The following is a 21,417-nucleotide window of genomic DNA, read 5'->3' on the forward strand; positions in this document are numbered from 1 at the left end:
CCGTTCTTGTTCATGTTGGGTGCTGGTTCGAGGGCTTACTCGCAGCCGGCATCGAACTCGTTCTGGAAGGCCAGGAAGTCGAAGATCGTCAGCGAGCCGTCGCCGTCGAAGTCGGCCAGCGGATCGCCGGCGTCGAAGGCGTTCTGGAAGGCCAGGAAGTCGAAGATGGTGAGTTGCCCATCGCCGTCGAAGTCGGCCCGGCAGCCCGTGTCGCCGGCTGCAAAGAGCAGCGACTGCACGAGCAGGAGGTCCCCATCCGTGCCGATGTCCCAGAAGCTTGCAGAAGCGGTGCTCGGGGGCGGATAGAAGCCGAGGTCCACGCGCTTCTCGTTGTCGCCGATGGCAACGAGGACGCGACCATCGTCCCATTCGGCGATGGTGCGGGCGCCGGGATTCAGGTCGGTGATGACCGGCCGGAAGCTCGAGGTGCCGCCGAAGAACGTCACCACGCCATCCATGATCGGGTGGTCGGGCTCGAGGATGTCGCCGAGCGAAGCGGCGCCGCTCTGGTTGCCGCTGCGCGGGACGATCACCTCGTAATCCGGATTGCCGCGCCAGCGGCCCGCGATGTCGCGATCGGTCGTGGTGCTGCTGTTGGCGAAGACGGCAACGACCACGCCGCCGCCGCCGTCGACATAGTCGGCCAGGACATCGCCGAAGGCATCGGGGTCGTCAGGCGTGAAGTTCGTCCAGACGATGACCGAATCGAACGCCTCGAGCTCCGCCAGCGTGGGCGTGACCGTGCGGAGATCGATATTGGAAACGCTGTCGAACGCACCGCTGTCGACGAGCAGGACCTCGACGGTGGCGGACTGCGAGTCGCCTCCGGCCGACACGATGGCGACATCTTGGGCAGCGACCGATCCAGCAACGCCGACCAGCGACGCAATTGCAAGGGCTCTCAGGTGCATGGACATCTCTCCTTTTGGCCCCCCGCGACCGGGAGGCGACCGTGCTGATGGAACCGCCTTGCTCGGCGATCTCGCACCAGTTTCAGCCTACTCGATATTGGTTGCGAACGCAAGCCGATTTCAGGCCCGGTCGTTCACCCTGGCTTGCCTGCGGGCGAATCGATCGAGGGCGACATCGGACAGCCCATAGAACGTGCTGAGCATCCCGAGCCCCAGTCGACTGGGCAGGCTCGTCCACACCTCGGCGCGTGGCCGACGCAAGCAAGAGACGAACGCTCGAGCGACACGCTCGGGCGGCTGGATGAACGCGTCGGGCGTGTTCTCGACCAGGCTCCCCCCGCCGCTGCGCTTGCGGGCCTGCTCGAAGAACTCCGTTCGCGTGCCGATGGGGTGCACGGTCGAGACCTGGATGCCCTTGGGCTTGAGCTCGTGCCGCATCGCTCGTCCGGCGTGCCACTGGGCCGCCTTGGTCGCGCAGTACGCCCCGTAGCCGGGAAGCGGCATCTTGCCGATGCTGCTCGAGCAGATCAGGACGTGGCCGGCGCCTCGATCTATGAATCGCTCGACGGCGGGCCGGATCGCGTTGAGCGTGCCGAAGTAGTTGGCCTCGAAGATCTCGCGCATCTGTTCGTCGGTCGTCTCGTGGACGGGACGCTCGAAGCCAAAGCCGGCGTTGGCGAAGACGGCGTGCAGCGGGCCCAATTCGGCCTCGGCCTGCTCGATGAATGCCCGGCATTGATCTCGGCTCGTCACATCGACTTGGAAGGCGAGGGCCGTGCCGCCGGCCCGCTCGATCTCGTCCGCGACGGCCTCGAGCTTGTCGAGCCGACGCGCGCCCAGGGCAACGGGCATGCCGCTCATCGCGCAGGCGATCGCCGTCGCCTTGCCGATGCCGCTACTGGCGCCCGCGATGGCGATGGGCTTGCCTTCCAGCTCAGTCTTCACCAGCGTCGTCCTTTCGCCTCAGCAGCCGCGCGAGCTCGTGGTACCCGAGCAGCCACGCAGAAGCCGCGTACGCCACCGTGCCCGCCGCCACGCACGCCACGAGCCGGAGCACGTGGCCGAACCAGTCATCGGGCTCGCCCCACGCCAATAAGAGGACACCCACGACGGCCGCCATCGCGCAGGCCGCCGGCACCGCCTTCCACCCCCTTCGAGCCACGTCCCGCCACACACGAACGCCGCGTTTACGGTCGAGAACGATGATCAGGACGACGGCCTGGACTCCCGCGGCGATCGCCGTCGCCCACGCGAGCCCGGCCTCACGCAGCATCCAGATGAGCGAGAGATTCAAGGCAAGGTTCAGGCCCAGCACGATGACCGAGATGATCGCCGGCGTTTTGGTATCTCCCAGCGCGTAGAACGCCCGCGTGAGCACCTGGTTGCACGCATAGGCCCACACGCACGCCGCGTAGCCCACGAGCGCGGCCGCGGCCCGGGCCGAGCCGGCCTCGCTGAAGGCGCCCCATCCGCCGAAGAGCACCGCCGTGAGGTCTCGCGAGACGAGCATGAGCCCGATGCCCGCCGGCAATGCGATCGCCAGCGAGAGCGAGAGCGCATCGATCAGGGCGCTATGGAAGCGCACGCGATCGGACGCGAGCCGGCTGAGCAGCGGGAACGCCGCCGTCGCGACGGCGATGCCGAAGACGCCCAGTGGAAACTGGTAGAGCCGCTGCGCGTAGAAGAGGACGGCGTTCGATTGCTCGTCAAGCGGGTAGGCAAGCCCGAACATCGTCGCGCCAAACCAAATGGGCCACATCGCCAGCAGCACATCGAGCAGGGCGCTCACCTGGAGCGTCCCCAGGCCGATGATCGCGCCAAGCCAGCGTCGGACGAGCCGTCGTGCGCTCTGGCCGACGCCCGCCACGACACGGGTCCATCGCACGTAGGAACGAAGCGCCCACAGGCTCCACGCGACCTGGAAAGCGCCCGATGCGACGACCGCGGCGCACAAGAGCATCGCCGCCGACCGCACGTCCTGGCCATCGAAGATCGCGTATCCGCCGGCCGCACCGAGCACGCACAGGTTCAGCACGATCGGCTGCGCCGCTGGCGGTCCGAACCGGCCGTGTGTCTGGAGCACGCCTGCGAGCGTGGCGGCGATGCAGATGAGCGGCATGAAGGGCAGGGCGATCATGACCAGCAGGATGGAGAAGTGCCGCGCGCCGCCTGGCTCGGCCATCGAGAGCGCGAGCCAGAGGCCGAGTTCGCCGAGGACCGTCAGCCCCGCCGTCACCAGCCCGAGTAGCGCGACCGTGAAGGTGGCGAATCGATCCGCCGCACGAGCATCCCGCTCGACCAACGTTGCATACTCGGGCACGAACGCCGCGGCCAGGGCGCCCTCGCCGAAGAGCCGGCGGAACGTGTTGGGTACGGCAAAGGCCGCGGCGAAGGCCGAACCCACGGCGGTATCGCCGAACAAGCGAGCGGTGACGACGTCTCGCACGAGGCCCAGGACGCGCGAGAGCAGCGTGAGCGATGAGATCACGCGAAAAGCCCGCGCGAGCGCGGCACTCATGTGTCGGGCTCCCGGCGTGCCCTCGATCGGAGAACGACGAAGAGTGCCAGCGCTGCGATCGCAGCGCCCAATGCATTCGCCACCATGTCGGCAAGATCGAACACCCGATCAAATATCGGCAACGCCTGCGACGATTCATCGATCACCGCGTAGCCCACCCCCACCGTCATCAAGACGCCGAGGCCGGTGGCTCGCCTCGCGTCGGGGAGCCAGCCGGTGAGGCCCAAAAGAAGAGTCCACACGCCGAAGGCGGCCATGTGGATCAAGAGATCCAGGCGGATGCCCGGCACGACGTTGACCTGCACGCCCGGCTTGTGCGTCGCAACGAACAGGACGACGGCGTACGCGACGAACCCGATGCACACCATCCGTCGCAGACGGTCACTCACGACGCGTGCTGCTGGGCCTGGCTGGGCGGCGTCACGATCTCGGGGGCGGCGGGCTCGGAAACGTCGGGCCCGGTCGCATCAGCAGGCGTCTCGGCCTCTGGCTGGGGCGTCTGCGCCTCTGCTGGCTCGGGTTGAGAGGACGGATTGGGTGTGGGCTTTGACGACGGAGGCGAGATCATCGCCGGGCCCGTCGGCTCGACAAGCGCCACGAAGTGCTTGGCAAGGGCGGCGTAGTCCCTCGCGCCCGCGGCCTGCGGCGCGTAGTCGAAGATCGACTGCCCGAAGCTCGGCGCCTCGGCCAGCTTGATGTTCCGGCGAATCGGCGGCCAGAGCACCCGCGCGCCGCGCCACGGCACGTCGCGCTCCCGGCCTTCGGCGAAGAAGGCTTCGATGTCTCCCACGACCTCCTGCGTGTGGCTGGCCTGCTGGTCGTACATGCACAGCACGACGCCGGCGACCTTGAGCTGCGGCCGGACCTGCTTGGCAACCATCCGCACGGTCTCGAGCAGCTTGCCCACGCCGTGTAGCGCGAGGAAGTGCGCCTGCATCGGAATGACGACCTCGTCGGCGGCGGCGAGCCCGTTGAGCGTGAGCAGACCCAGGCTCGGCGGGCAATCGATCAGCACGACGTCGATGTCGTGGGCCTTGCACGCTGCTTCGATGGCCAGCCTCAGGCGGTGGTGCCGGCCCTCGGCCTGGGCCAGTTCGGTCTCGACGGCCGCGAGATCGGTCTCGCTGGGCAAGAGCCACAGGTTCTCGCCCGCCTCGGTCAATTCCACCGCCGATGGTTCGAGCAGGGCGTCGTACACGGTGGCCGGCCCGTCCTCGCCGTCGGCCGACACACCGAGGTGCAGTGTGGCGTGGGCCTGGGGGTCGAGGTCCGCGAGCAGCACACGCTTGCCTAGCCGGGCCAGCGCTGCGGCCAGGTTGACCGCCGTCGTTGACTTGCCCACGCCGCCCTTCTGGTTCATGAGCGCGAACACCCGTGGCGGTCCGCCTCGGCGATCGGCGCCGGGCGTGGCCGGGTCTCCATGGGCGTGGTCGTGGCCGTGCGGTGGGCTATCCATCGCGCGATTCTATCGCCCAGATGTGCCCGATCCGGCCTTGTTTTTCCCGGGTTGCGTCGACGCTACGAGGCAGAACGCTTGGGTCGGTTGGCCGCATCGATGGCGAGCGAAGCCTGGCTCTCGAGGTACTGGCGGCGGCTGATCTTGATGGCCGTCACGCCCACGTAGCAGATGACAATAAGCGCCAACGCGTAGACCACCCGGGCCCGGCTGAGGCTCATGGCCAAGCCCAGGGCCGTGAAACATGCGGTGATGCCATACAGGGCCAGCACGGCCCCCTTGACCCCGAGCGCCCGCTTGAGCATGTGGTGCAGGTGCTGGTCGTCGGCGTCGGTGATGCTCTTGCCGCTCATGCGTCGTCGCACGATGGCCAGCACGCTGTCGATGATCGGGACGGCGAACATCATGAGGCCCGCCAGCACGAGGTGCGTCTGGCCCATGTCGCCCAGCGTCAGGATGATCACGATCGTGCAATAGCCCAATAACATCGAGCCGCAATCGCCCAGGAAGATCGACGCCGGATTGAAGTTGTGCGGCAGGAAGCCCATGCACGCCCCGAGCACGGCCAGGCACAGCACCAGTCGCTGGGCGTCTCGCGGCCCCTGATCGATGACCATGAGCGAGAGGGCCAGGATGGTGAGCCCCACGACCGTGATGGTCGTGGTGCCCGTCAGGAGGCCGTCGAGCCCGTCGATGAGGTTGGCGGCGTTGCAGGCGCCGATGACGAAGACGGCGATGACGCCCGCCCCGGCCCAATACACCAGATCGAGCTGGAGCGGTGCCTCGAGCCCGGGGATGGGCACGTAGAAGACCAGATCGCTGTTGCCCAGCACGCCGAGGCTCACGAGCGCCTCTCCCACCGGGCGTAGCACGCCTTGGGCGACGCGGACGCCGACGTTCTCGATGGCGAGCGCCGCTGCCGCGACGAGTTGGCCGCTGATCTTCAGGCCCGGTCGGATGCCGATCGCGTCATCGAGCAATCCAACGACGGTGATCACCGCCATGCCGAGCAACACGCTGATGGGGACCACGGCGTGGTACTCGCCGTCGACGAGGTGTTCGCTCGGATAGACCGACGCGAGATCGCCCCACGCCGTACCCAGGTAGCTGATGAGCGTGCCGCCCATGATGCCCAGAAAGACCGCCAGTCCGCCGAGATAGGCGACCGGGACGCGATGCACCTTGCGCGGGTCGCTCGGGCGATCGATGATGCCGGCCGCGAGCGCAAGCCGGCGGACCAGCGGCGTCGCGACGATCGTGATCGCAAACGCCGCGACGAACACCCAGATGTACCGGTGGAAGATGCCCAGGCCGGTCGTGGCCAGCGCACTCGCCTCGGCCTCCGCCGCGGGCTCGGCGAACATGCTCGGATCGAGCGGCGGGATGCCCATTCCAGTGATGGCCGCCAGCAGGCTCATTGGCTCACTCCGGCGGCGCCCATGGCCTCGGCCACGGCGCGGATGGTCGCCTCGAGGTCGTATTCACGCTCGAACGCGACGGCGGCGCGAAGGCGGCCGAGATCGGGCACGCGGCGCGTCAGGTCTTCGAAGCCCGGCCCGTAGGCCTGGTCGTAAGGCACGCGTTCGATACGCGACGCCGAGCCGAGGATCTCGACCACGGTGCTGGCCAAGTCGTTGATGCTGATGGCCGAATCGCTCCCGACGTTGAAGATGCTTCCGTGGGCGTCGGGCGTGCCGACGAGGTCGATGAGGGCGCGCGAGACGTCGCGCACGTCGCAAAAGCATCGGACCTGCTCGCCATTGCCAAAGACGCGGAGCGGCTCGCCGGCTAGGGCGGCGGCGACGAACCTGGGCAGCACCATGCCGTAGCGACCGATCTGGCGGGGTCCGACGGTGTTAAAGAGCCGGACGACCACCACGCCCAGGCCGCTCGATCGATGATGAGCGAGCGCCAGATACTCGTCCAGCGCCTTCGAGCACGCATACGACCAGCGCGTCGCGGTCGTTGGACCGTAGACGACGTCGTCGTCTTCGCTGAACGGAACGCGTTCGCTCTTGCCGTAGACCTCCGAACTGCTGGCCACCAGCACCGCCGGTTCGCCAGCCATCTCCGAGGCATATCGCAGCAGGGCGCTCGTCTGCTCGATGTTGGTCTCGATGCTGCCGATCGGATCGGCGATGATGAGCTCGACCCCTACCGCGGCGGCCATGTGGTAGATCTCGTCGAACCGGCCCGCAAGCGCTGCGTCAGCGGTCAGCCACGCCCGCAGATCGGACTCGACGAAAGTCAGTCGATCGTGCGAATCGGGCAGGTTCGTGCGGTTGCCCGTCGACAGGTCGTCGACGACGACGACCTCGTCGCCGCGCGCCAGCAAGCGCTCGCATAGGTGCGACCCGATGAAGCCGGCGCCGCCGGTGACCAGCACCCGGCGAGCGGCTCCCGTCGGGTTGGCGGCGTCGTCACGCAACGGCGAATCTCTCCAGCCTCGGAGCCACCGGCAGGGCGAACCCTAGCTCTTGGCCTTGGCCGTGTAGCTGTGCCCGGCTCGCAGATTGCCCCGAAGGTATCCGCCGCTCGCGCCGCGGGCCGCGTTGACCAGTACGCCCAGATACCGGGCAGGCTGTTCGTCGAGCTCTCGGGACAGGCGGCCGATCTGGCCGCGTGTCTCGCCGAATGCCTTGGCAACCAGCATGGTCGCGTCGACCACCTGGGCCAGGGCCTGTGCGTCGCCCGACACCGTTGCCGGCGAGACGTCGAGGATGACGAAGTCCGCCTCGGCCGAAGCCTGCTTGATCAACTTCACGATCGCGCCCGTTGCCAGCGCCTCGAGTTGCTGATTGCCGGGCTCGCCGCAGGTGATAACCCGCAGGTTGGGGTTGCCGGTCTCCTGGGCGACTTCAGTGAGCGACGCGCCCGCGAGTACCTCGCCGACGCCCGGGCCCATGGGCAACCCGAACACCTCGTGGAGCCTCGGCCGGCGGATGTTGGTGTCGATGATGATCACCTTGTTGTCGGCGGCAGCCAGCGACTCGGCGACGTTGCTCACCACCGTCGTTGCGCCCGAGCCGGGCATGGCCGGCACGACCAGCAACGACTTGTGACCACCCGCCCGCATCCGCTTGAGCACGGAGCCGCGAACGTGGCGGTAGCTCTCGCTCATCGCCGTCAAGGGCTGCTCGGCAAACACACGCTCGGGCGTGTCGATGCGAGCGGGATCCTCGGTCGCGTGGGGCACCATGCCCAGGATGCGCACGCTGGGAAGCGCGGCGATGTCGGCCGGGCTCTTCACCCGCTGATCGACCATCTCGAGCAGGTACGCGCCGCCGGCAACGAGGCCAACGACGACAACCACGCCCGCGGGCACGAGGACGTAGATCTTCGGAAATGCCATCTGCGTCGGCACGCGCGGCGACTGGATGACGTCGACGCGTGAGGCCGTCGTCATCTGGCTGGTCGCTTCGAGCATCCGAAGATCGGTCTCGAAGTCCTGCTGCAGCGTCAGGATCTGTTCCATCCGCCGCTCGATGTCGCTCAGTTCGGTCTCGGCGTATACCAGCTCTTGCAGGCGCACGCCGAGCTCGCCGCGACGCTCGACCAGGCTCGCCATCTGCGCGCGCAGCTGCTGCTCGCCCAGGCGGAGCTGGTCGAGCTGGGTCTGGAAGAGCTCTTCCATCAGCTGCTGGCGCTGCTGGTCGAGGCTGCGCTCGAGCGCGGCGATCTGGTCGTCGATCAGGCGGATCGAGGGATTGTCAACGGCCAGACGCTCGAGCTCGGTCGCTCGACGGGCCTGCAAGAAAACGATCTGCGAGCGGAGGTTCTGGATGAGCGGTTGCAGCTCGACCTGTGCCCGCAGCGTGTCGTTGAACTGCAAGCCGCCGGGGTTACGCAGCTGTGCTTCCATCTCCGCCTTCTGGGCGAGCAGGGCCTCGAGCTGCAGCCCGATCTCCTGCATGGAGCCCAGCACGATCATCATCTCGGCCCGCTCCTGGCTCTGGTTGATGTCCAGGACGTCCATGCGGCGAGAGCTCACGATCTCGTTCCGGCGACGATCGGCCTGATCGAAGTCCGACTCGAGGCCCACGATGGCCTGCTCGATGGCCTCGCGGCGCTCGTTGGTCGACCGCGAACCGCGGCGACGAAGGTCCTGCAGATACGAGGCATTAACGACCTCGGCGAGCGTGGCGACCTCCTGCCGATCGCGCCAGCTCACGTTCATGCGGATGAAGTCCGTGCCCGCCATCACGCGGGCGTTCACCTGCTCCTCGAGCTCGAGCGCGGCCTGGCCGACGTCGACGACCCCGCCGGTCGTGAAGCGACCGATCCATTTTGGCGCCTCGTTCAAGAGGCGCGGGTTCTCGACGGCGCTCCGGAGCACGTTCTCGCTGACCATCATCGCCGCTTCGCTGGCCATGAATCGCTCGAACTCGTCGTCGTCGATCGTCATCTGCTCGGGGTTGGGCCGGGTCTGCGGCGGATAGCACTTGTAGATGACCGGCGTGCTCCACGTCGGCCGGAACTCAGCCAGCGCGAAGTGCGCCCCAGCGCCCAGGACGCCGCCCACGACGCCAGCGATGACGAACGCAAACTTGTACTTGCGCAGCACGCGAAGCGGATCGACGCTCGCCGCCGTCTTGGTGCCGATCTGGGCGCCCGACCCACCGCTGGGGCCGTGCGAGCCGTTCAGGGAACCGTTGGTCGATGTCGATGCGATCGTCATGCTGTTCTCTCGTCAATCGGGCCCGCACCACGCCGGACCCATGCTCTACGTCGGCCTTCTGCGCTCGCGTGTTCGGCCCGGGAACCATGTATCGGGCAATCAGTGTCCCTGGCGGCCCACGACGGGCCCGCGACGGGTCCGAAAACCTGCCGCCTAGCGACCCTCCAGGGCTTGCTTCAATTCGTCCAGGATCGACCGATACGCCTCGGCCCGGCCGCCCCAGGCCTCGAGCAAGGCCTCGGCGTCGCGGGCGTGCACCCGCGCGTCCTCGACCCTGTTGTTGGCCAGGTCCAGTTCTCCCTGGCGGATCTCGGCGAGCGTTTCTTCGGGCGTGCCACGCGCCACGGTCGAGAGCTGGTCGACGGCGCGCTGCGCCTCGTCGAGCTGGCCGCACTCGAGATACGCAACCGTGATCGTGCTCTGCACGATCGCCGGCGCCACGCCTCCGGCGGTCTTTGCTCGGCTTGCCAGCTCGATGGCCTCTTGGCATCCGTCGAGCTGGGTCGCCAGGACGTACGCGAGGTTGTTCAGCGCCTGGCCCGACTGCGGGTCGATCGCGATGACGCCCCGCCAAGCCTCGACCGCACGCTCGTAGTCCGCCCGCTCGTAGAGCTTGTCGCCCAAGAGCTGGCCCGAACGGATGGCGACGATGGGCTCGCGATCACCGGCCAGACGCGTGAGCTCGCTGAGCCCCTGCTGCTCGGTCGACGGATCTTGCAGCATGAGCGAGGCCATCATGATCTCGCCAACCCGCTGCGGCGTGCGCTCGGGCGCGAGCTGCAGCGCGATCTCCATGCGTACCGGATGCTGCTTGATGAGTGGCGCGAGCGCGTTGTACCAGCGAACGACCTCGGCCGGATCGTTCCGCACCATCTCGAACGACTGGCGGGCCTGCGCAACCGCACGCGGTCGATTGCCCTCCTGCATCGACAGGGCCGCCGCCATCAGCTGGAGCTGCCATGTTCCGGCGACGTTCAGGTTCGCGTCCGCCAGAACCTGACGCGCCTTGGCACGCCCCTGGCCCGTTTCCATGTTGAGCAGGTATTCGACGAACTGGGCCGCAATCTCTGGATTGCGACGCTGGGCGATCGCCTGCTCGAACAGGCGAATCGCCTCGCCCGAGCGACCCAGGTCGGCCATCAGGCGCGCCATATTCACGCGTAGGTCAACGTCGGCCGGATTGGCCTCGAGGGCCGCGTCGATGACCGACATCGCCCGCGGCGAGTCGCCATCCTGGACGAGTTGGCGGATCAACCGGTTGCGGAGTTGGCCCAGCCCAGGGTTGAGCTCCAAGGCGCGAGCCACGGCGCGAACGGCGTCGTCGTAGCGACCAAGCTCCATCGCGATCAAGGCCTGAAGGCGGTACGACTCCCACTTGCTCGGATCCTGCCGATTGGCCTCGGCAAGGTCCTCGCTGGCGTCTCGGAGCAGCTGCGATCGCTCGACGTCCATGAGCGACTCGTCCGATCGCACCTCGTCGTAGATGATCTCGGCGCGTCGGATGTAGGCCCTGGCCGAGTTGGGGTGCGATGCAAGGGTGTCGCTCACGGCCTGACGGGCCGCTGCGCGATCACCTCGCGCCAGCGCGAGGTCGGTCCGCAGGATGCCGGCGGCCTCGGACCGTGCCAGCGGACCCTCGAGGGCATCGATGGCCTGCTCGGCCTTGTCGAGCGCCTCGCCGCGGATGTACGCCTCGACGCGTGCGAGCTTCAGCATGCCGTCGGTGTCTTGGCCGCCGGCGATCAGCTCGTCGATGACGTCGACGGCCTCATCCGACCGGCCGGCGGCGAGCAGCAACAGCGCCAGGCGTCGACGGATCGGCTGGGTCTCGTCGGTGTCCTTATCCAGTGCGTTGCGGAGCTTGTCGATGGCAAGGGCCGCCTGGTTCTGGCTCTGCAAGAAGTTTGCGTAGCTCAGCACGTCGCGGGCATCGAGCTCTCCGGCTTCGTCACGCTTTGCCATATAGCCGTCGAATTGCGCAATGGCTTGCCGAAGGTCGCCCTGATCGGCGTGCCAGCGCGCGTCGAGCATGACGAGCACGACGTCGTCCTCGGCCTCGCGTAGCTCGTCGATGATGACGCGGGCCTTGTCCCACTCGCCCAGCTTCACGTACACGCTCGCGAGCGCGAGGTTGTTCTGCCGGTCGGTGGGATCGTCGGTGCGGATGTCCTCGCGGCGCAGCATGGCGACCATGGAGTCGCCCACCTGCGCTTCGAGCAGGAGCCACTGATTCAGGTAGGTCTCGTCGGCGCCGGCGATCCGCTGCGAACGACGCGCGATCTCGAGTGCCTGCCGCGTCCGGCCGAGCTCGGCCAGCGCGACGATGACGTCCCGCACGTTCGCCACGCTGTCGGGCTGGCGGCGCAGGATCTCCTGGTAGTCGCTGACGGCGTCTTCGACGCGGTTCAGGCTGCGGTAGACCTGGGCCCGCCGGTACAAGACCGGCACGCTCGTCAGGCCGTCGCCGATGACCGCGTTGATGAGCGCGAGCGCCTCTTCGCTACGGCCCTGGGCCTGCAGGAGATCGGATCGAAGCAGTCGACCGCCGGCCTGGTCGGTGTTGAGCTCGGTCGCACGATCGACCAGGCGGGTCGCCTCCTCGAAGTCTTCGGCTTCGAGAGCGCGGATGATCTGGGTCTGGATGACCTGGCTGTTGTCGGGGTCGATGGCGATCGCGTTTTGGAGGTGCCGATCGGCATCCTCGAGACGACCGTCCCGCATGGCCATGCGGAAGCGGATCATCTCCTCCTGCATGGGATCCAGATCGTCGGGCAGCTCGCCGCCCATGAATCGGAGCTGCGTGCTCAGCCGCTGGAGCAGCTGGTTGTCGGGGAACTTAGCCATGCCCTCGTCAACGGTGGCGATGGCATCATTGATCTTGCGCTGCATGCCCAGCACGGTCGCCAGGGCGTTGTACAAGCGCACGTCATCGCCGAAGCTAGCCATCGCTTCGCGGAGCATCTGTTCGGCCCGCTCGTACTTGGGGGCGACGCCGCCCTCGGTCTCGATCAACCGATCGACCTCGACGAGCAGCTGCTGGATCGGGTCGTCGGACTGGATCTGACGCGTTCGGATGAGGAAGTTGCGGCGTCGGTCCTGGATTCGCTCGTCGTCCGGCGCAAGCTGAGCCGCACGCTCGATCGACTCCCACGCACTCGTCGTGTCGCCGATGCGGTCCTGCAGGTCGCTGAGCTGGGCCCAGGCCTGGGGCACGTTGGGGCTGAGCTCGACGAACTTCTCGAGTTCCTGGACGGCCTGGCCGATCTGGTTGCGGTCCATGTAGATTCGGCTGAGCAGGAAGTGGGCCTGCGGATCGGCCCCTTGCGACTCGCGCTGGTATGACACGGCCAAGCCCTGGGCATTCGCCAGCTCACCCTTCATGTACGCGATGCGTGCGTCGAGCATCAGCACCGAGGGCGTGCCCTGGGGCCAGTACTCGTCGACGTCCTCGCGGTACTCGGCCACTCGTGCCAGCAGGGCGTCGCGCTCGTCCCCCTCGGCGGAACCGGCCATATCGATGGCGCTCTGGGCCCGCCGCAGCACGGCCTGGCCCCGCAGCAGCGTCAGGAGGATGCCCTCGAGGCTCACCGGCACCTGGGGCGCCGCCATGACGGCCTCGAACGCCGGAACGGCCCGCTCGTGGTCGCCGCTGTCGGCCGCAAAAACGCCCTCGAAGAAGGAGATCTTGGCCAATTCGCCCGGCTCGCCATCCGCAGCGGAACGAGCGGCTGCGAGCATCCTGTCGGTGAGCGGGATCTCGCTCGAGTCCGGCTTGGTCAGCCGCTCGAGGCGGTGCACGAGCTGCGCCACCGAGACGTCGAGCAACTCCGGCGGGCTCGAGAGGATCACGCGATCGACGATCGCCTCGACGCGTGGCTGGTACTCCGCGGCGAGGCTGATGTTGGCGCGCACACGCTCTTCTTGCGTGCGGAGCTCGCGCAGCGGAATGGCCGCAACCTGCAGGTCGTAGAACAGGCGGGCGATCAGGGCGCGCGGATGCTCGGGATTGTCGGCCAGGAAGTCGTCGAGCGTCTGCCGGGCTCGATCGAGGAACACCTGCGGATCGGTCCGGCTGCCGCGTGCGTCCTCGGCCTCGGCCATCAGCCACTCGTACAGCCCCACCGCCGCCTCGTCGTCGCTCGGATCAACGCGCAGGGTGGCCTCGAAGTCGAGGATGGTCTTGTCCTTGAAGTCCGGGTCGGCCTCGCCCGAGCCCGTCCGCATGTTGAGGTTGCTCAGCGCGCGGTAGCGCCGCAGGCGATGCCAGTCTGCCTGGTCGTCTTCAGCGGCAGCGGTCGCCAGGAACTGCTCGAGCGCGAAGTTCGTTTCGGCCAGCATGGCCTCCCAGCCCGTGCGGCCGCCGGCGCCGAAGACGTTCCTCTGTTCGTACTGGATCCGAAGGTACTTGTCCCACGCGTCGACGTTGGTCCGCTGGGCGCCGGCAAGCTGCCGCAACCCGGGCAGGTAGCTCCGCCAATACACGTCGGAGTACTTGGTCTGGGTCTCGGGCGTCAGCCGCTCGATCGACTCGATCCACGACTGCAGGTAGACGACGTTGGTCGGCTCCTTGTTGACGGCCTTGCTGAGGGTCTTCTCAGCCTCGACGAGGTTGCCGTCCTGGATGAGCTGCTGGGCGGCCTCGTAGTGGTCGGAGGCCGACTTCTTAACGATGAAGTACGCCGCGCCGGCCATGCCGACGAACACCACGCCGACGATGGTGCACAAGATTGCGACGAATTTGACATTTACGCGAGCCGCCATTGTCCGCCTCCGTGTCGCCCGCGATGACGCCCCTCGGACGCCGTCGCGCTTACCCCCGCGATGCGGGCCTCTTGTCTTTGTCTTCGGGCCAGACGCCCGTGGTAACTTCGGCCCAGTCGGGCACGCACAGCATGAGCTCGCCGAGGATGTCGTCCAACAGATCGCCGGCCACCTCGGCCAGCTCCTGAGGAGATTCCACCCGTTGGCTGTTGAACTGGACCTTCAGGTAGTATGCATAGTCGGTCTTCAGGTCGAAGGCCAGCAGCCGCACGCCCTCGGCGCTCGAACGGTGCTCGCCGTTGACGATGAAGAAGTAGCCGGCATACAGGCTGGGCGCGCCCGGAACCGTGAACTCGGTCACGCGCAACCGGATGTCCTGCGGATCGAGCGGGAGCAGCACGCGCTGGCCCGGTCGATTGGAGTAGCGACCGCGCGCCAGCGTGGTCGTAAAGGCCCGCCCCTGCATGACCTCGGGCGCATCTCGCATCGGCAGCCAGCGGCTGCCGTCGAGCGGCACGTCCACGACCGCGGTGCCACCGCCGATCTGCATGCCGCCGCCCACGAAGCATCGCTCAGGAATGTGCGGCACCGTATCGATCGAGCCCGTGTAGTACGCGAGGTGCACGTCGATGCGGCGAGGCACGTCGCCCTCGGGGTTCTTTTCTTCGTACGTCCTCGTCACGTAGTTGGTCGTGCCGAGCGTGTCTTCGATCTCGCCCGACTCGAAGCGGTCGGGCCCGACGCGACGCCAGTTGGGGCTCTCGGCCGGGACGTCCCGCATCTCCAGACCGGTGCGTGGGTAGATCGGGCTCTTCTGCAGATAGAGGTCGAGCGCTCGGATCGAGAGCCCGAGGACCGCGCCGGATGCGACGAGGAGCGTCACTGCCACCGACGCGGCGATCACGACGCCGCGAGGCAGGCCCAGGAGCCGCGCGCCTGGCTGGCTCATGCCTTCACCGCCTTCGCGTCCTGTGCAACCTCTTGCTCGGGCTCCTCGCTCACCACGCGGTTCAGGATCCACACCAGAAGCAGGAACACGGCTAGCCCAGGAATGAGCAAGAGCGTGCCGATGAGCATGTGGGCCTCACCGGTCGCGAGGTCCGGATCAACGAGGACCGTCAAGAAGCCCAGGACCGCCACGCGAACGACGTTCAGCGCGATGGCAACCGGCAGCGACAGGAGCACCACGGCCACGCGCTGCCACCACTGCCGGCACTGCGTCAGCGCGACGGCGGCCCCCAACGCGATGAACGCCACGACCATCCGCATGCCGCTGCACGCCTCGGCCACGTTGAGCTTGTGCGAGACGCCGGCCTCGTCCATGACGCTGATGATGTTGCCGTCGACCGAAGACTCGATGCCAAACGGGAATCCGAAGATCGTCAGCAGCAGGTAGCCGCCCTGGCTGGCGATGAGCTGGAGCTGGAACGTGATGGCGATCATCACGCGTTCGGAAATCGTGACGGCAAACAGGAGGAAGGCGATCGGCATGATCGCGATGCGCATCACGTGCGGGCCGAACACCAGCAGCACGAAGCCGAACACGGCCAGCACCAGCGCGAACCCCTGGAGCATGTGCGTCGGCACGCCCACGATGAAGAACACGTAGCACGCGATGCCCAGCAGCAAGGGCAGCAACCCGGGCCAGAAGGGCTTAACGGGCGCGGCCAGCAGCCGATCACGCCGCTGGTAGAGCAGGTACGCCGCGATCGCGGGCACGGCAAAGGCGTGGCCCCAATCGTCCAGGTGCTTGAAGCTGATGGTGCCCTGCACCAGGAACCACTCCCGGAAGAGCCAGGCAAAGCCAACCAGGGAGATCATGCCGAGCACCGCGACGCCCTGCCAGCGCAGCGAGCCGAGGGCCGCCGGAGCGCCCTGCTGGCTCATGCTCTGCGATGCCGACGCCACGCTCACGCGACACAACTCCCCTCTTGGGCTCCTGCCTCCGCCGGGGTGCTACGCCCCGGGCGCGGGCGTGTTCTGTCGTGTCCCGGGGAATCCCCGGAACCCTCCGCTAGAAGCGGCTATCCAGCGGCGGCGGGCCAAAGACGTCGTTACCGAAGTTCCGATCCAGCAGAAAGCCGAAGCCGTACGTCGCCCGGAAGCCGTTGCGAATGACCGCCAAGGGGTAGGTCCAAATGGCCGAGCCAACGTTGATGCGGTCGTTGGCCTTGAGGTAGATGTCCGGCTCGACGCCTCGATTGATGGCTCGAAGGTCCAACTGGATGATCGCCTGACGATCGTTGTCGAGCATCCGTACCAATTCGATGCGATCGGGTACGCCCAGCTGGTTCACCCCGCCGGCCTGGTCGATCGCCCGCATGAGCGTCAACCGCTGCGCGAGCGAGAAGCCGCCCGGCCGATTGACGAAGCCTGCGACGAAGTACAGACCGTCTGGCCGCTGGGGCACGCGGATGATGTCGCCCGGCTCGATGACGATGTTGTAGCGCATGTCGCCACGGATGAGCTTCTGCGCGGGAACGCGGATGATGCGCTGGGTGACGAGTTGGCCCGTCGAGGACTCGAAGGTCAGCACGCCGCTGCCACTGCCGGCACCCTGCCGCGCTGCCGTGCCCGGGTTGATGCGGACCCACTCGCCGTCGAGGAACATCCACGTCGTGTCATCGCCCAGTCCCTGGCTGTCCACCGAAGGCTGTACGCGGCGGCTTGGCTCATCGATCAAGTCGACGGCCGGCTGTTCGGCGCCTTCGGCACCGTCTTGGCCAACGCTGAACGTGCCCGGGCGAGCGCCGCCTTCAAGCAGACGATCGACGTCGTCGAGCAGGTCGGTGCCACTGGCCGGTGCGGGCGTTACGTCGTTACCGCCCATGTCGCGAGCGCCGAAGTCGACCTGTCGCCTCTCGGACAGCGGGATCTGCCGGATGACGTAGACCTCATCGATGCCCTCGCGGACCCAGCCGGCCTCGGCCAGCGCATCGACCAGGAACCAATCGGCCTTGGGGATCGGGAACTTGCCGATGCCGGCGACACCCCCCACCATCGTATAGGTCGCTTGACGACGCTCGAGCACGCGGACCAGCACCTGCGGCCTCGTCACGAAGTCGACGACGGCCTCAGATACGGCCTCGCGGATGCCGTCGGCGGTCAGGCCGGCGACCCGGACTTCGCCCACTTCTTCGAGGTACACCATGCCGCGGGTGTCCACGGCGGTGGTGAACTGGGCCGGTTGGCCGGCGGGACGAAGATCGAACACGATGATGTCCAGGAGGTCACCCGGCCCGATGCGATACTCGCGCGGGCGCGGCACCAGGTCGTCGGGCGTGACCTCGCTGTACTGGACGTACTCGTCGTCGGGCCCCTCGATGGCCGCAATGCGGTCGAGGATCGGCGCGGTGGTCGGCGTGACCTCCCACCGGCCCACCACGCTCTGGTCGAACCAGCTATGGATGCCGCAGCCCCCAAGCAGGGTGATGCCCGCGAGCATGGCGGGGGCGAGCAGTCGGCGGCCGCGTCCGGTGAGGCCGCCGGGAGTCGATCGTGTCGTGTCGGTCATCGGGAACGCACCCCTTGCCCTCTGCGAGAACACCGTCTCGTTCGCGTGGCACGAGCCTCCCTTGGCTCGGCCGCAGGTCTCGATTGTTATCAGGCCGACGCCCGAAAGCCGCCAGTGGCTGCAAACGCCCGGCCTGATGCCATACTCCAAGGCCGGCCAAGGGTTCGCCCCCGACCGCCACGATTCCTGCATCGTCACGAACCGGGTGCGGGCTGAGTCGGAACACCCGAGAACCGAACAAATCGTCGACCCGGCATTCCTATCCTCTGGGATGGCCGTTGCCCCGCAAGCAGACTCCCAGCCGACGCCGCCCGTGACCCAGCCGAGGCACGTCCGTCCGGCCGGGGGCAATCCCTTACGCCGCGTCGACAAGCCGGTGCTCAGCCTCACCAGCCGGGTCCTGAACAACGAGGGACCCCAGCACCTCGCCAACAAGCGCAAGCCCAGCTGGCTGAAGGCCAAGCTGCCCGGCGGGCCGGGCTACGAGAAGGTCAAGGCCATCATGGACGAGCACGGCTTGTTCACGGTCTGCCAGGAGGCAGGCTGCCCCAACATGGGCGAGTGCTGGGCCCGCGGCGTGGCCACCATCATGATCCTGGGCGACACCTGCACCCGGGCCTGCGGCTTCTGCAACGTCAAGACCGGCCGGCCCCCCGTGCTCGACAAGGACGAGCCCCGCCGCGTGGCCGAGAGCCTTCGGCTGATGCACGAGCAGGCCAAGCTCAAGCACGTGGTCATCACCAGCGTGAACCGCGACGAGCTGGCCGACGGCGGCGCGGGCATCTGGGCCGAGACCATCATGCGTGGCCGCGAGGCGTGCCCCGGCATGTCGCTCGAGGTCCTCATCCCCGACTTCGAGGGCAACTGGGCGGCTCTCCAGATGGTCATCGACGCCCAGCCCCACATCATCAACCACAACCTCGAGTGCGTCCGCCGCATGTATCCGGCCGTACGCCCGAGCGCGAAGTTCGACCGCTCGCTTGAGCTGCTCCGTCGCGTCAAGGAGCAGGGCGGCGTGGCCAAGACCGGCATCATGGTCGGCATCGGCGAGAAGGACGAAGAGGTGCTCGCCCTCTTCGACGACGTCCTCCAGGGCACCCGCGCTGCCGGCCCCGACGGCACCGAGGACGCCTGCGACATCCTCACCATCGGCCAGTACCTGCAGCCCACCCGCAACCACCTGCCCATCGATCGGTGGGTGCACCCGGACACCTTCGCGATGTACAAGGAAGAGGGGCTGAAGCGCGGCTTCAAGGTCATCGAGAGCGGCCCGCTGGTGCGGTCGAGCTACCACGCCGATCACCAGGCGGACGTCTTGAGCACGATTGAGGCGGAGCGGGCACGGCGCCACCACGAATCCACTCCATAAGAGTCGTCACGAACAGAGTCCGAAGGAGCCCTACCCTTCAACATGTTCAAAGCCGTCGCCATTCTCGTGCTGTACGCCGTCCTCGTAGTCGCCCTCGGAGTGCTCGCGTATAGCGACGCCCCGGAGGGCGCCAACGCCGCGACGGCCCTGATCGTGCCGATCGTCGTCGCCGTGGTCAGCCTGGGCTGTGCGGTGATGGCGCTGCTCATCCACAAGAATCGTCTGGTTGGCATGATCGGCATCCACGCGGGCATCGTCATCCCGCTGCTGGTGGCAATCGCCGTAGGCCACCGGGCGTACGTCGCCCACGAGGCCAGCAAGAGCTACCAGGAGGGCGTGTCGCTCTGGGAGCAGCGGGTGCAGGGCGGCGGCATCAGCACGCCGGCGGCGCGCGAGAAATTCTTCGAAGAAAACAAGTACCCCGAGTACGACAAGGGCTACCTCCGCGGTGCGCTCGTCGCCATCGCGGCCGTGAGCCTGCAGACGTTCGTCACCATGATCGTGGCGCGGCCCAAGCCGCCCGCCCGCAAGCCCAAGCCACGAGTCGAAGCCGATGCGTCCTGAGTGGCGCGCGTGACCGACGCTCCATCGAGTAGCACGAACGCCCCGAGCCAGCTCGGCGGCGTCTTCCTCGTCATCCTGACGCTGCTGGGCTGGTCGAGCATCCCGCTCTTCCTGCGATACTTTGCCGAGGACATCGACGGCTGGACCAGCAACGGCTGGCGCTACGGCTTCGCGGCCCTCATCTGGCTGCCCGTCCTGGTTGTCGTTGGCTTGCGGAAGAAGCTGCCCGCGGGACTCTTCAAGCTCGCCCTCGTGCCCGCGGCGTTCAACATCGTGGGCCAGGTGTGCTTCACGTGGGCCCACTACATGCTCGACCCGGGCATGCTGACGTTCGCGCTGCGGGCCCACATCGTGTTCGTTACGGTCGGGGCGGCCCTGCTCTTCGCGAGCGAACGCGAGGTCATCCGCCGGCCGTTGTTCCTGCTGGGCATCGTGCTGGTCGTCGGCGGCACGAGCGCGACGATCTTGTTTGCACCCGACAAGCCCTCGACCGCCAGCGAGGCCAGCGGCGTGCTGGCCGACAGCCCGGGCACGGCGCGACTCGTCGGCGTCACGCTCTCGATCGCGGCCGGCGGGCTGTTTGCCTGCTATGCCCTGAGCGTGCGCAAGTTCATGCAGGGCGTGAACTCGATCATCGCGTTCGCAGCCATCAGCCAGTACACCGCATTCGCGATGGTGGGCCTGATGCTGGGGCTCGGTACGGCCTACGGCATGACGGCCCTGCCCGACGCGTGGGCCGACGACGGCGCGCTCAGCGTGCTGGGCTTCTGGTTGCTGCTGGCCAGCAGCATCATCGGCATCGCGCTCGGGCACGTGGCGTACTACATGTCGATCAATCGCCTTGGCGTCGCGGTTGCCAGCGGCGTCATCCAGCTCCAGCCCTTCGTGGTCAGCATCGCCAGCCTCGTGATGTTCAAGGAACTGCTCACGGGCGGCCAGTGGGTCGCCGGCGCGATCGCCGTCGCGGGCGCGGGCTCGATGCTGTGGAGCCAGCACCGCGCGTCGCGAGGCAAGCCCCCGCTGCTGGCGATCGGCCGGCATCGAAGGTCAGTCATGACGCCAGAAGACCTGCCCGCCGATCACGTGGCGGCTGCGGCGGAAGCCGAAGACGAGCCCACGCCTGCAATCAGGGGTTGAACCCGCCCGCGGCAGCCATCAGGCCGAAGAAGCCGATCATGACGACCGTTCCGCCGATCTGCACGTAGCTCAGCACGAGTCCGATGATGGCCAGCACCTTGGCAGCTTGGTTGTTGTTGCCCTCGCGCTTCATCTTGCCCAGCGCCATGTGCCCCAGGATCGCGCCGGGAATCGCTCCGAGGATGCTGATGCACAACCAGGACGCAAGTCCCAAGCCAAACGCCCAGCCGGCCAGCGGCTCGAACGGCTCCTGCGTGCTGCCGATCACGGCGGTGGGCGTGACGGGCGGTGCCGAGTACGGCGGAGCCGTGGTGCTTGATCCCCCCAGGACTTCTGCGGCGGGCTTCCACTCGCTGGCGCCCACTTCGGCCACGAGCGCGCCATTGGCGAGCTTGCCCTCCTGGAACATCGAGCGGAGCTCGTCGAGCGGCACGGGGCCGGCCGGCTGGCGGTTCGCGTCGGTGTAGTAGTAGTCGGCCATGCTGGCGATCCCCCCGGTGCAATTTCGG

At 67.5% G+C, this 21,417-nt stretch carries 16 protein-coding genes; 3 read left to right on the forward strand and 13 right to left on the reverse strand.

Going from position 1 to position 21,417, the window contains the following annotated elements; genetic code table 11:
• Window positions 1-35: 35 nt before the first annotated feature.
• The 12 genes from RIA68_03940 to RIA68_03995 all read right to left on the reverse strand — a co-directional run bounded on the left by RIA68_03940 (window position 36) and on the right by RIA68_03995 (window position 17,838).
• A complete protein-coding gene (locus tag RIA68_03940; GenBank protein ID MEQ8316586.1) occupies window positions 36-911 on the reverse strand; it encodes a GC-type dockerin domain-anchored protein in 876 nt (291 codons plus the stop codon).
• A gap of 120 nt (window positions 912-1,031) precedes the next feature.
• Window positions 1,032-1,856, reverse strand: a complete 825-nt coding sequence (locus RIA68_03945; protein MEQ8316587.1) for an SDR family oxidoreductase — start codon at window positions 1,854-1,856, stop codon at window positions 1,032-1,034.
• Window positions 1,846-3,429, reverse strand: coding sequence for a murein biosynthesis integral membrane protein MurJ (gene murJ / locus RIA68_03950; GenBank protein MEQ8316588.1), 1,584 nt, complete (start codon window positions 3,427-3,429; stop codon window positions 1,846-1,848). The genes RIA68_03945 and murJ overlap by 11 nt, the downstream gene beginning before the upstream one ends.
• Window positions 3,426-3,818, reverse strand: coding sequence for a VanZ family protein (locus RIA68_03955; protein ID MEQ8316589.1), 393 nt, complete (start codon window positions 3,816-3,818; stop codon window positions 3,426-3,428). Before RIA68_03955 ends, murJ begins: the two co-directional genes overlap by 4 nt.
• On the reverse strand, window positions 3,815-4,885 hold the full coding sequence (locus RIA68_03960; protein ID MEQ8316590.1) for an AAA family ATPase: 1,071 nt from the start codon (window positions 4,883-4,885) through the stop codon (window positions 3,815-3,817). The genes RIA68_03955 and RIA68_03960 overlap by 4 nt, the downstream gene beginning before the upstream one ends.
• A 62-nt stretch (window positions 4,886-4,947) precedes the next feature.
• Window positions 4,948-6,303: an MraY family glycosyltransferase gene (locus RIA68_03965; protein ID MEQ8316591.1), complete on the reverse strand. Its 1,356-nt coding sequence runs from the start codon at window positions 6,301-6,303 to the stop codon at window positions 4,948-4,950.
• On the reverse strand, window positions 6,300-7,313 hold the full coding sequence (locus RIA68_03970; protein MEQ8316592.1) for an NAD-dependent epimerase/dehydratase family protein: 1,014 nt from the start codon (window positions 7,311-7,313) through the stop codon (window positions 6,300-6,302). The genes RIA68_03965 and RIA68_03970 overlap by 4 nt, the downstream gene beginning before the upstream one ends.
• Before the next feature lie 42 nt (window positions 7,314-7,355).
• Complete coding sequence (locus tag RIA68_03975) at window positions 7,356-9,563, reverse strand: hypothetical protein (GenBank protein MEQ8316593.1); 2,208 nt, start codon at window positions 9,561-9,563, stop codon at window positions 7,356-7,358.
• A 153-nt stretch (window positions 9,564-9,716) separates the two neighbouring features.
• On the reverse strand, window positions 9,717-14,324 hold the full coding sequence (locus RIA68_03980) for a tetratricopeptide repeat protein (protein MEQ8316594.1): 4,608 nt from the start codon (window positions 14,322-14,324) through the stop codon (window positions 9,717-9,719).
• 49 nt (window positions 14,325-14,373) lie between these two features.
• A complete protein-coding gene (locus tag RIA68_03985) occupies window positions 14,374-15,273 on the reverse strand; it encodes an exosortase-associated EpsI family protein (protein ID MEQ8316595.1) in 900 nt (299 codons plus the stop codon).
• A complete protein-coding gene (locus RIA68_03990; protein ID MEQ8316596.1) occupies window positions 15,270-16,238 on the reverse strand; it encodes an exosortase/archaeosortase family protein in 969 nt (322 codons plus the stop codon). The genes RIA68_03985 and RIA68_03990 overlap by 4 nt, the downstream gene beginning before the upstream one ends.
• Before the next feature lie 100 nt (window positions 16,239-16,338).
• Complete coding sequence (locus RIA68_03995) at window positions 16,339-17,838, reverse strand: polysaccharide biosynthesis/export family protein (GenBank protein MEQ8316597.1); 1,500 nt, start codon at window positions 17,836-17,838, stop codon at window positions 16,339-16,341.
• Window positions 17,839-18,109: 271 nt separating this feature from the next.
• On the opposite strand from RIA68_03995, the gene lipA reads away from it, so the two are divergent.
• The 3 genes from lipA to RIA68_04010 are packed head-to-tail and all read left to right on the forward strand — an operon-like array spanning window position 18,110 to window position 20,908.
• Window positions 18,110-19,207 (forward strand): lipoyl synthase, encoded by a 1,098-nt coding sequence (gene lipA / locus RIA68_04000; protein MEQ8316598.1) that lies wholly within the window; start codon window positions 18,110-18,112, stop codon window positions 19,205-19,207.
• Between the two features lie 42 nt (window positions 19,208-19,249).
• The gene (locus RIA68_04005) at window positions 19,250-19,771 is read left to right on the forward strand and encodes a hypothetical protein (GenBank protein ID MEQ8316599.1); all 522 of its coding nucleotides are present in this window, start codon (window positions 19,250-19,252) and stop codon (window positions 19,769-19,771) included.
• A 9-nt stretch (window positions 19,772-19,780) separates the two neighbouring features.
• Window positions 19,781-20,908 carry a DMT family transporter gene (locus RIA68_04010; GenBank protein ID MEQ8316600.1) on the forward strand — a complete coding sequence of 376 codons (1,128 nt, stop codon included), beginning with the start codon at window positions 19,781-19,783 and terminating at the stop codon, window positions 20,906-20,908.
• Here the strand turns inward: RIA68_04010 and RIA68_04015 are convergent.
• Window positions 20,898-21,389, reverse strand: coding sequence for a DUF4190 domain-containing protein (locus tag RIA68_04015; protein MEQ8316601.1), 492 nt, complete (start codon window positions 21,387-21,389; stop codon window positions 20,898-20,900). The two genes, RIA68_04010 and RIA68_04015, sit on opposite strands and share 11 nt — an antisense overlap.
• Window positions 21,390-21,417: the final 28 nt, after the last annotated feature.

The organism is Phycisphaerales bacterium (assembly GCA_040217175.1).
Taxonomy (GTDB): domain Bacteria; phylum Planctomycetota; class Phycisphaerae; order Phycisphaerales; family UBA1924; genus JAHCJI01.

Coding starts and splice junctions, on each gene's coding strand:
- RIA68_03940 (MEQ8316586.1), bottom strand. CDS start 911: ATGCACCTGAGAGCCCTTGCAATTGCGTCGCTGGTCGGCGTTGCTGGA.
- murJ (MEQ8316588.1), bottom strand. CDS start 3,429: ATGAGTGCCGCGCTCGCGCGGGCTTTTCGCGTGATCTCATCGCTCACG.
- RIA68_03960 (MEQ8316590.1), bottom strand. CDS start 4,885: ATGGATAGCCCACCGCACGGCCACGACCACGCCCATGGAGACCCGGCC.
- RIA68_03965 (MEQ8316591.1), bottom strand. CDS start 6,303: ATGAGCCTGCTGGCGGCCATCACTGGAATGGGCATCCCGCCGCTCGAT.
- RIA68_03975 (MEQ8316593.1), bottom strand. CDS start 9,563: ATGACGATCGCATCGACATCGACCAACGGTTCCCTGAACGGCTCGCAC.
- RIA68_03980 (MEQ8316594.1), bottom strand. CDS start 14,324: ATGGCGGCTCGCGTAAATGTCAAATTCGTCGCAATCTTGTGCACCATC.
- RIA68_03985 (MEQ8316595.1), bottom strand. CDS start 15,273: ATGAGCCAGCCAGGCGCGCGGCTCCTGGGCCTGCCTCGCGGCGTCGTG.
- RIA68_03995 (MEQ8316597.1), bottom strand. CDS start 17,838: ATGACCGACACGACACGATCGACTCCCGGCGGCCTCACCGGACGCGGC.
- lipA (MEQ8316598.1), top strand. CDS start 18,110: ATGGCCGTTGCCCCGCAAGCAGACTCCCAGCCGACGCCGCCCGTGACC.
- RIA68_04005 (MEQ8316599.1), top strand. CDS start 19,250: ATGTTCAAAGCCGTCGCCATTCTCGTGCTGTACGCCGTCCTCGTAGTC.
- RIA68_04015 (MEQ8316601.1), bottom strand. CDS start 21,389: ATGGCCGACTACTACTACACCGACGCGAACCGCCAGCCGGCCGGCCCC.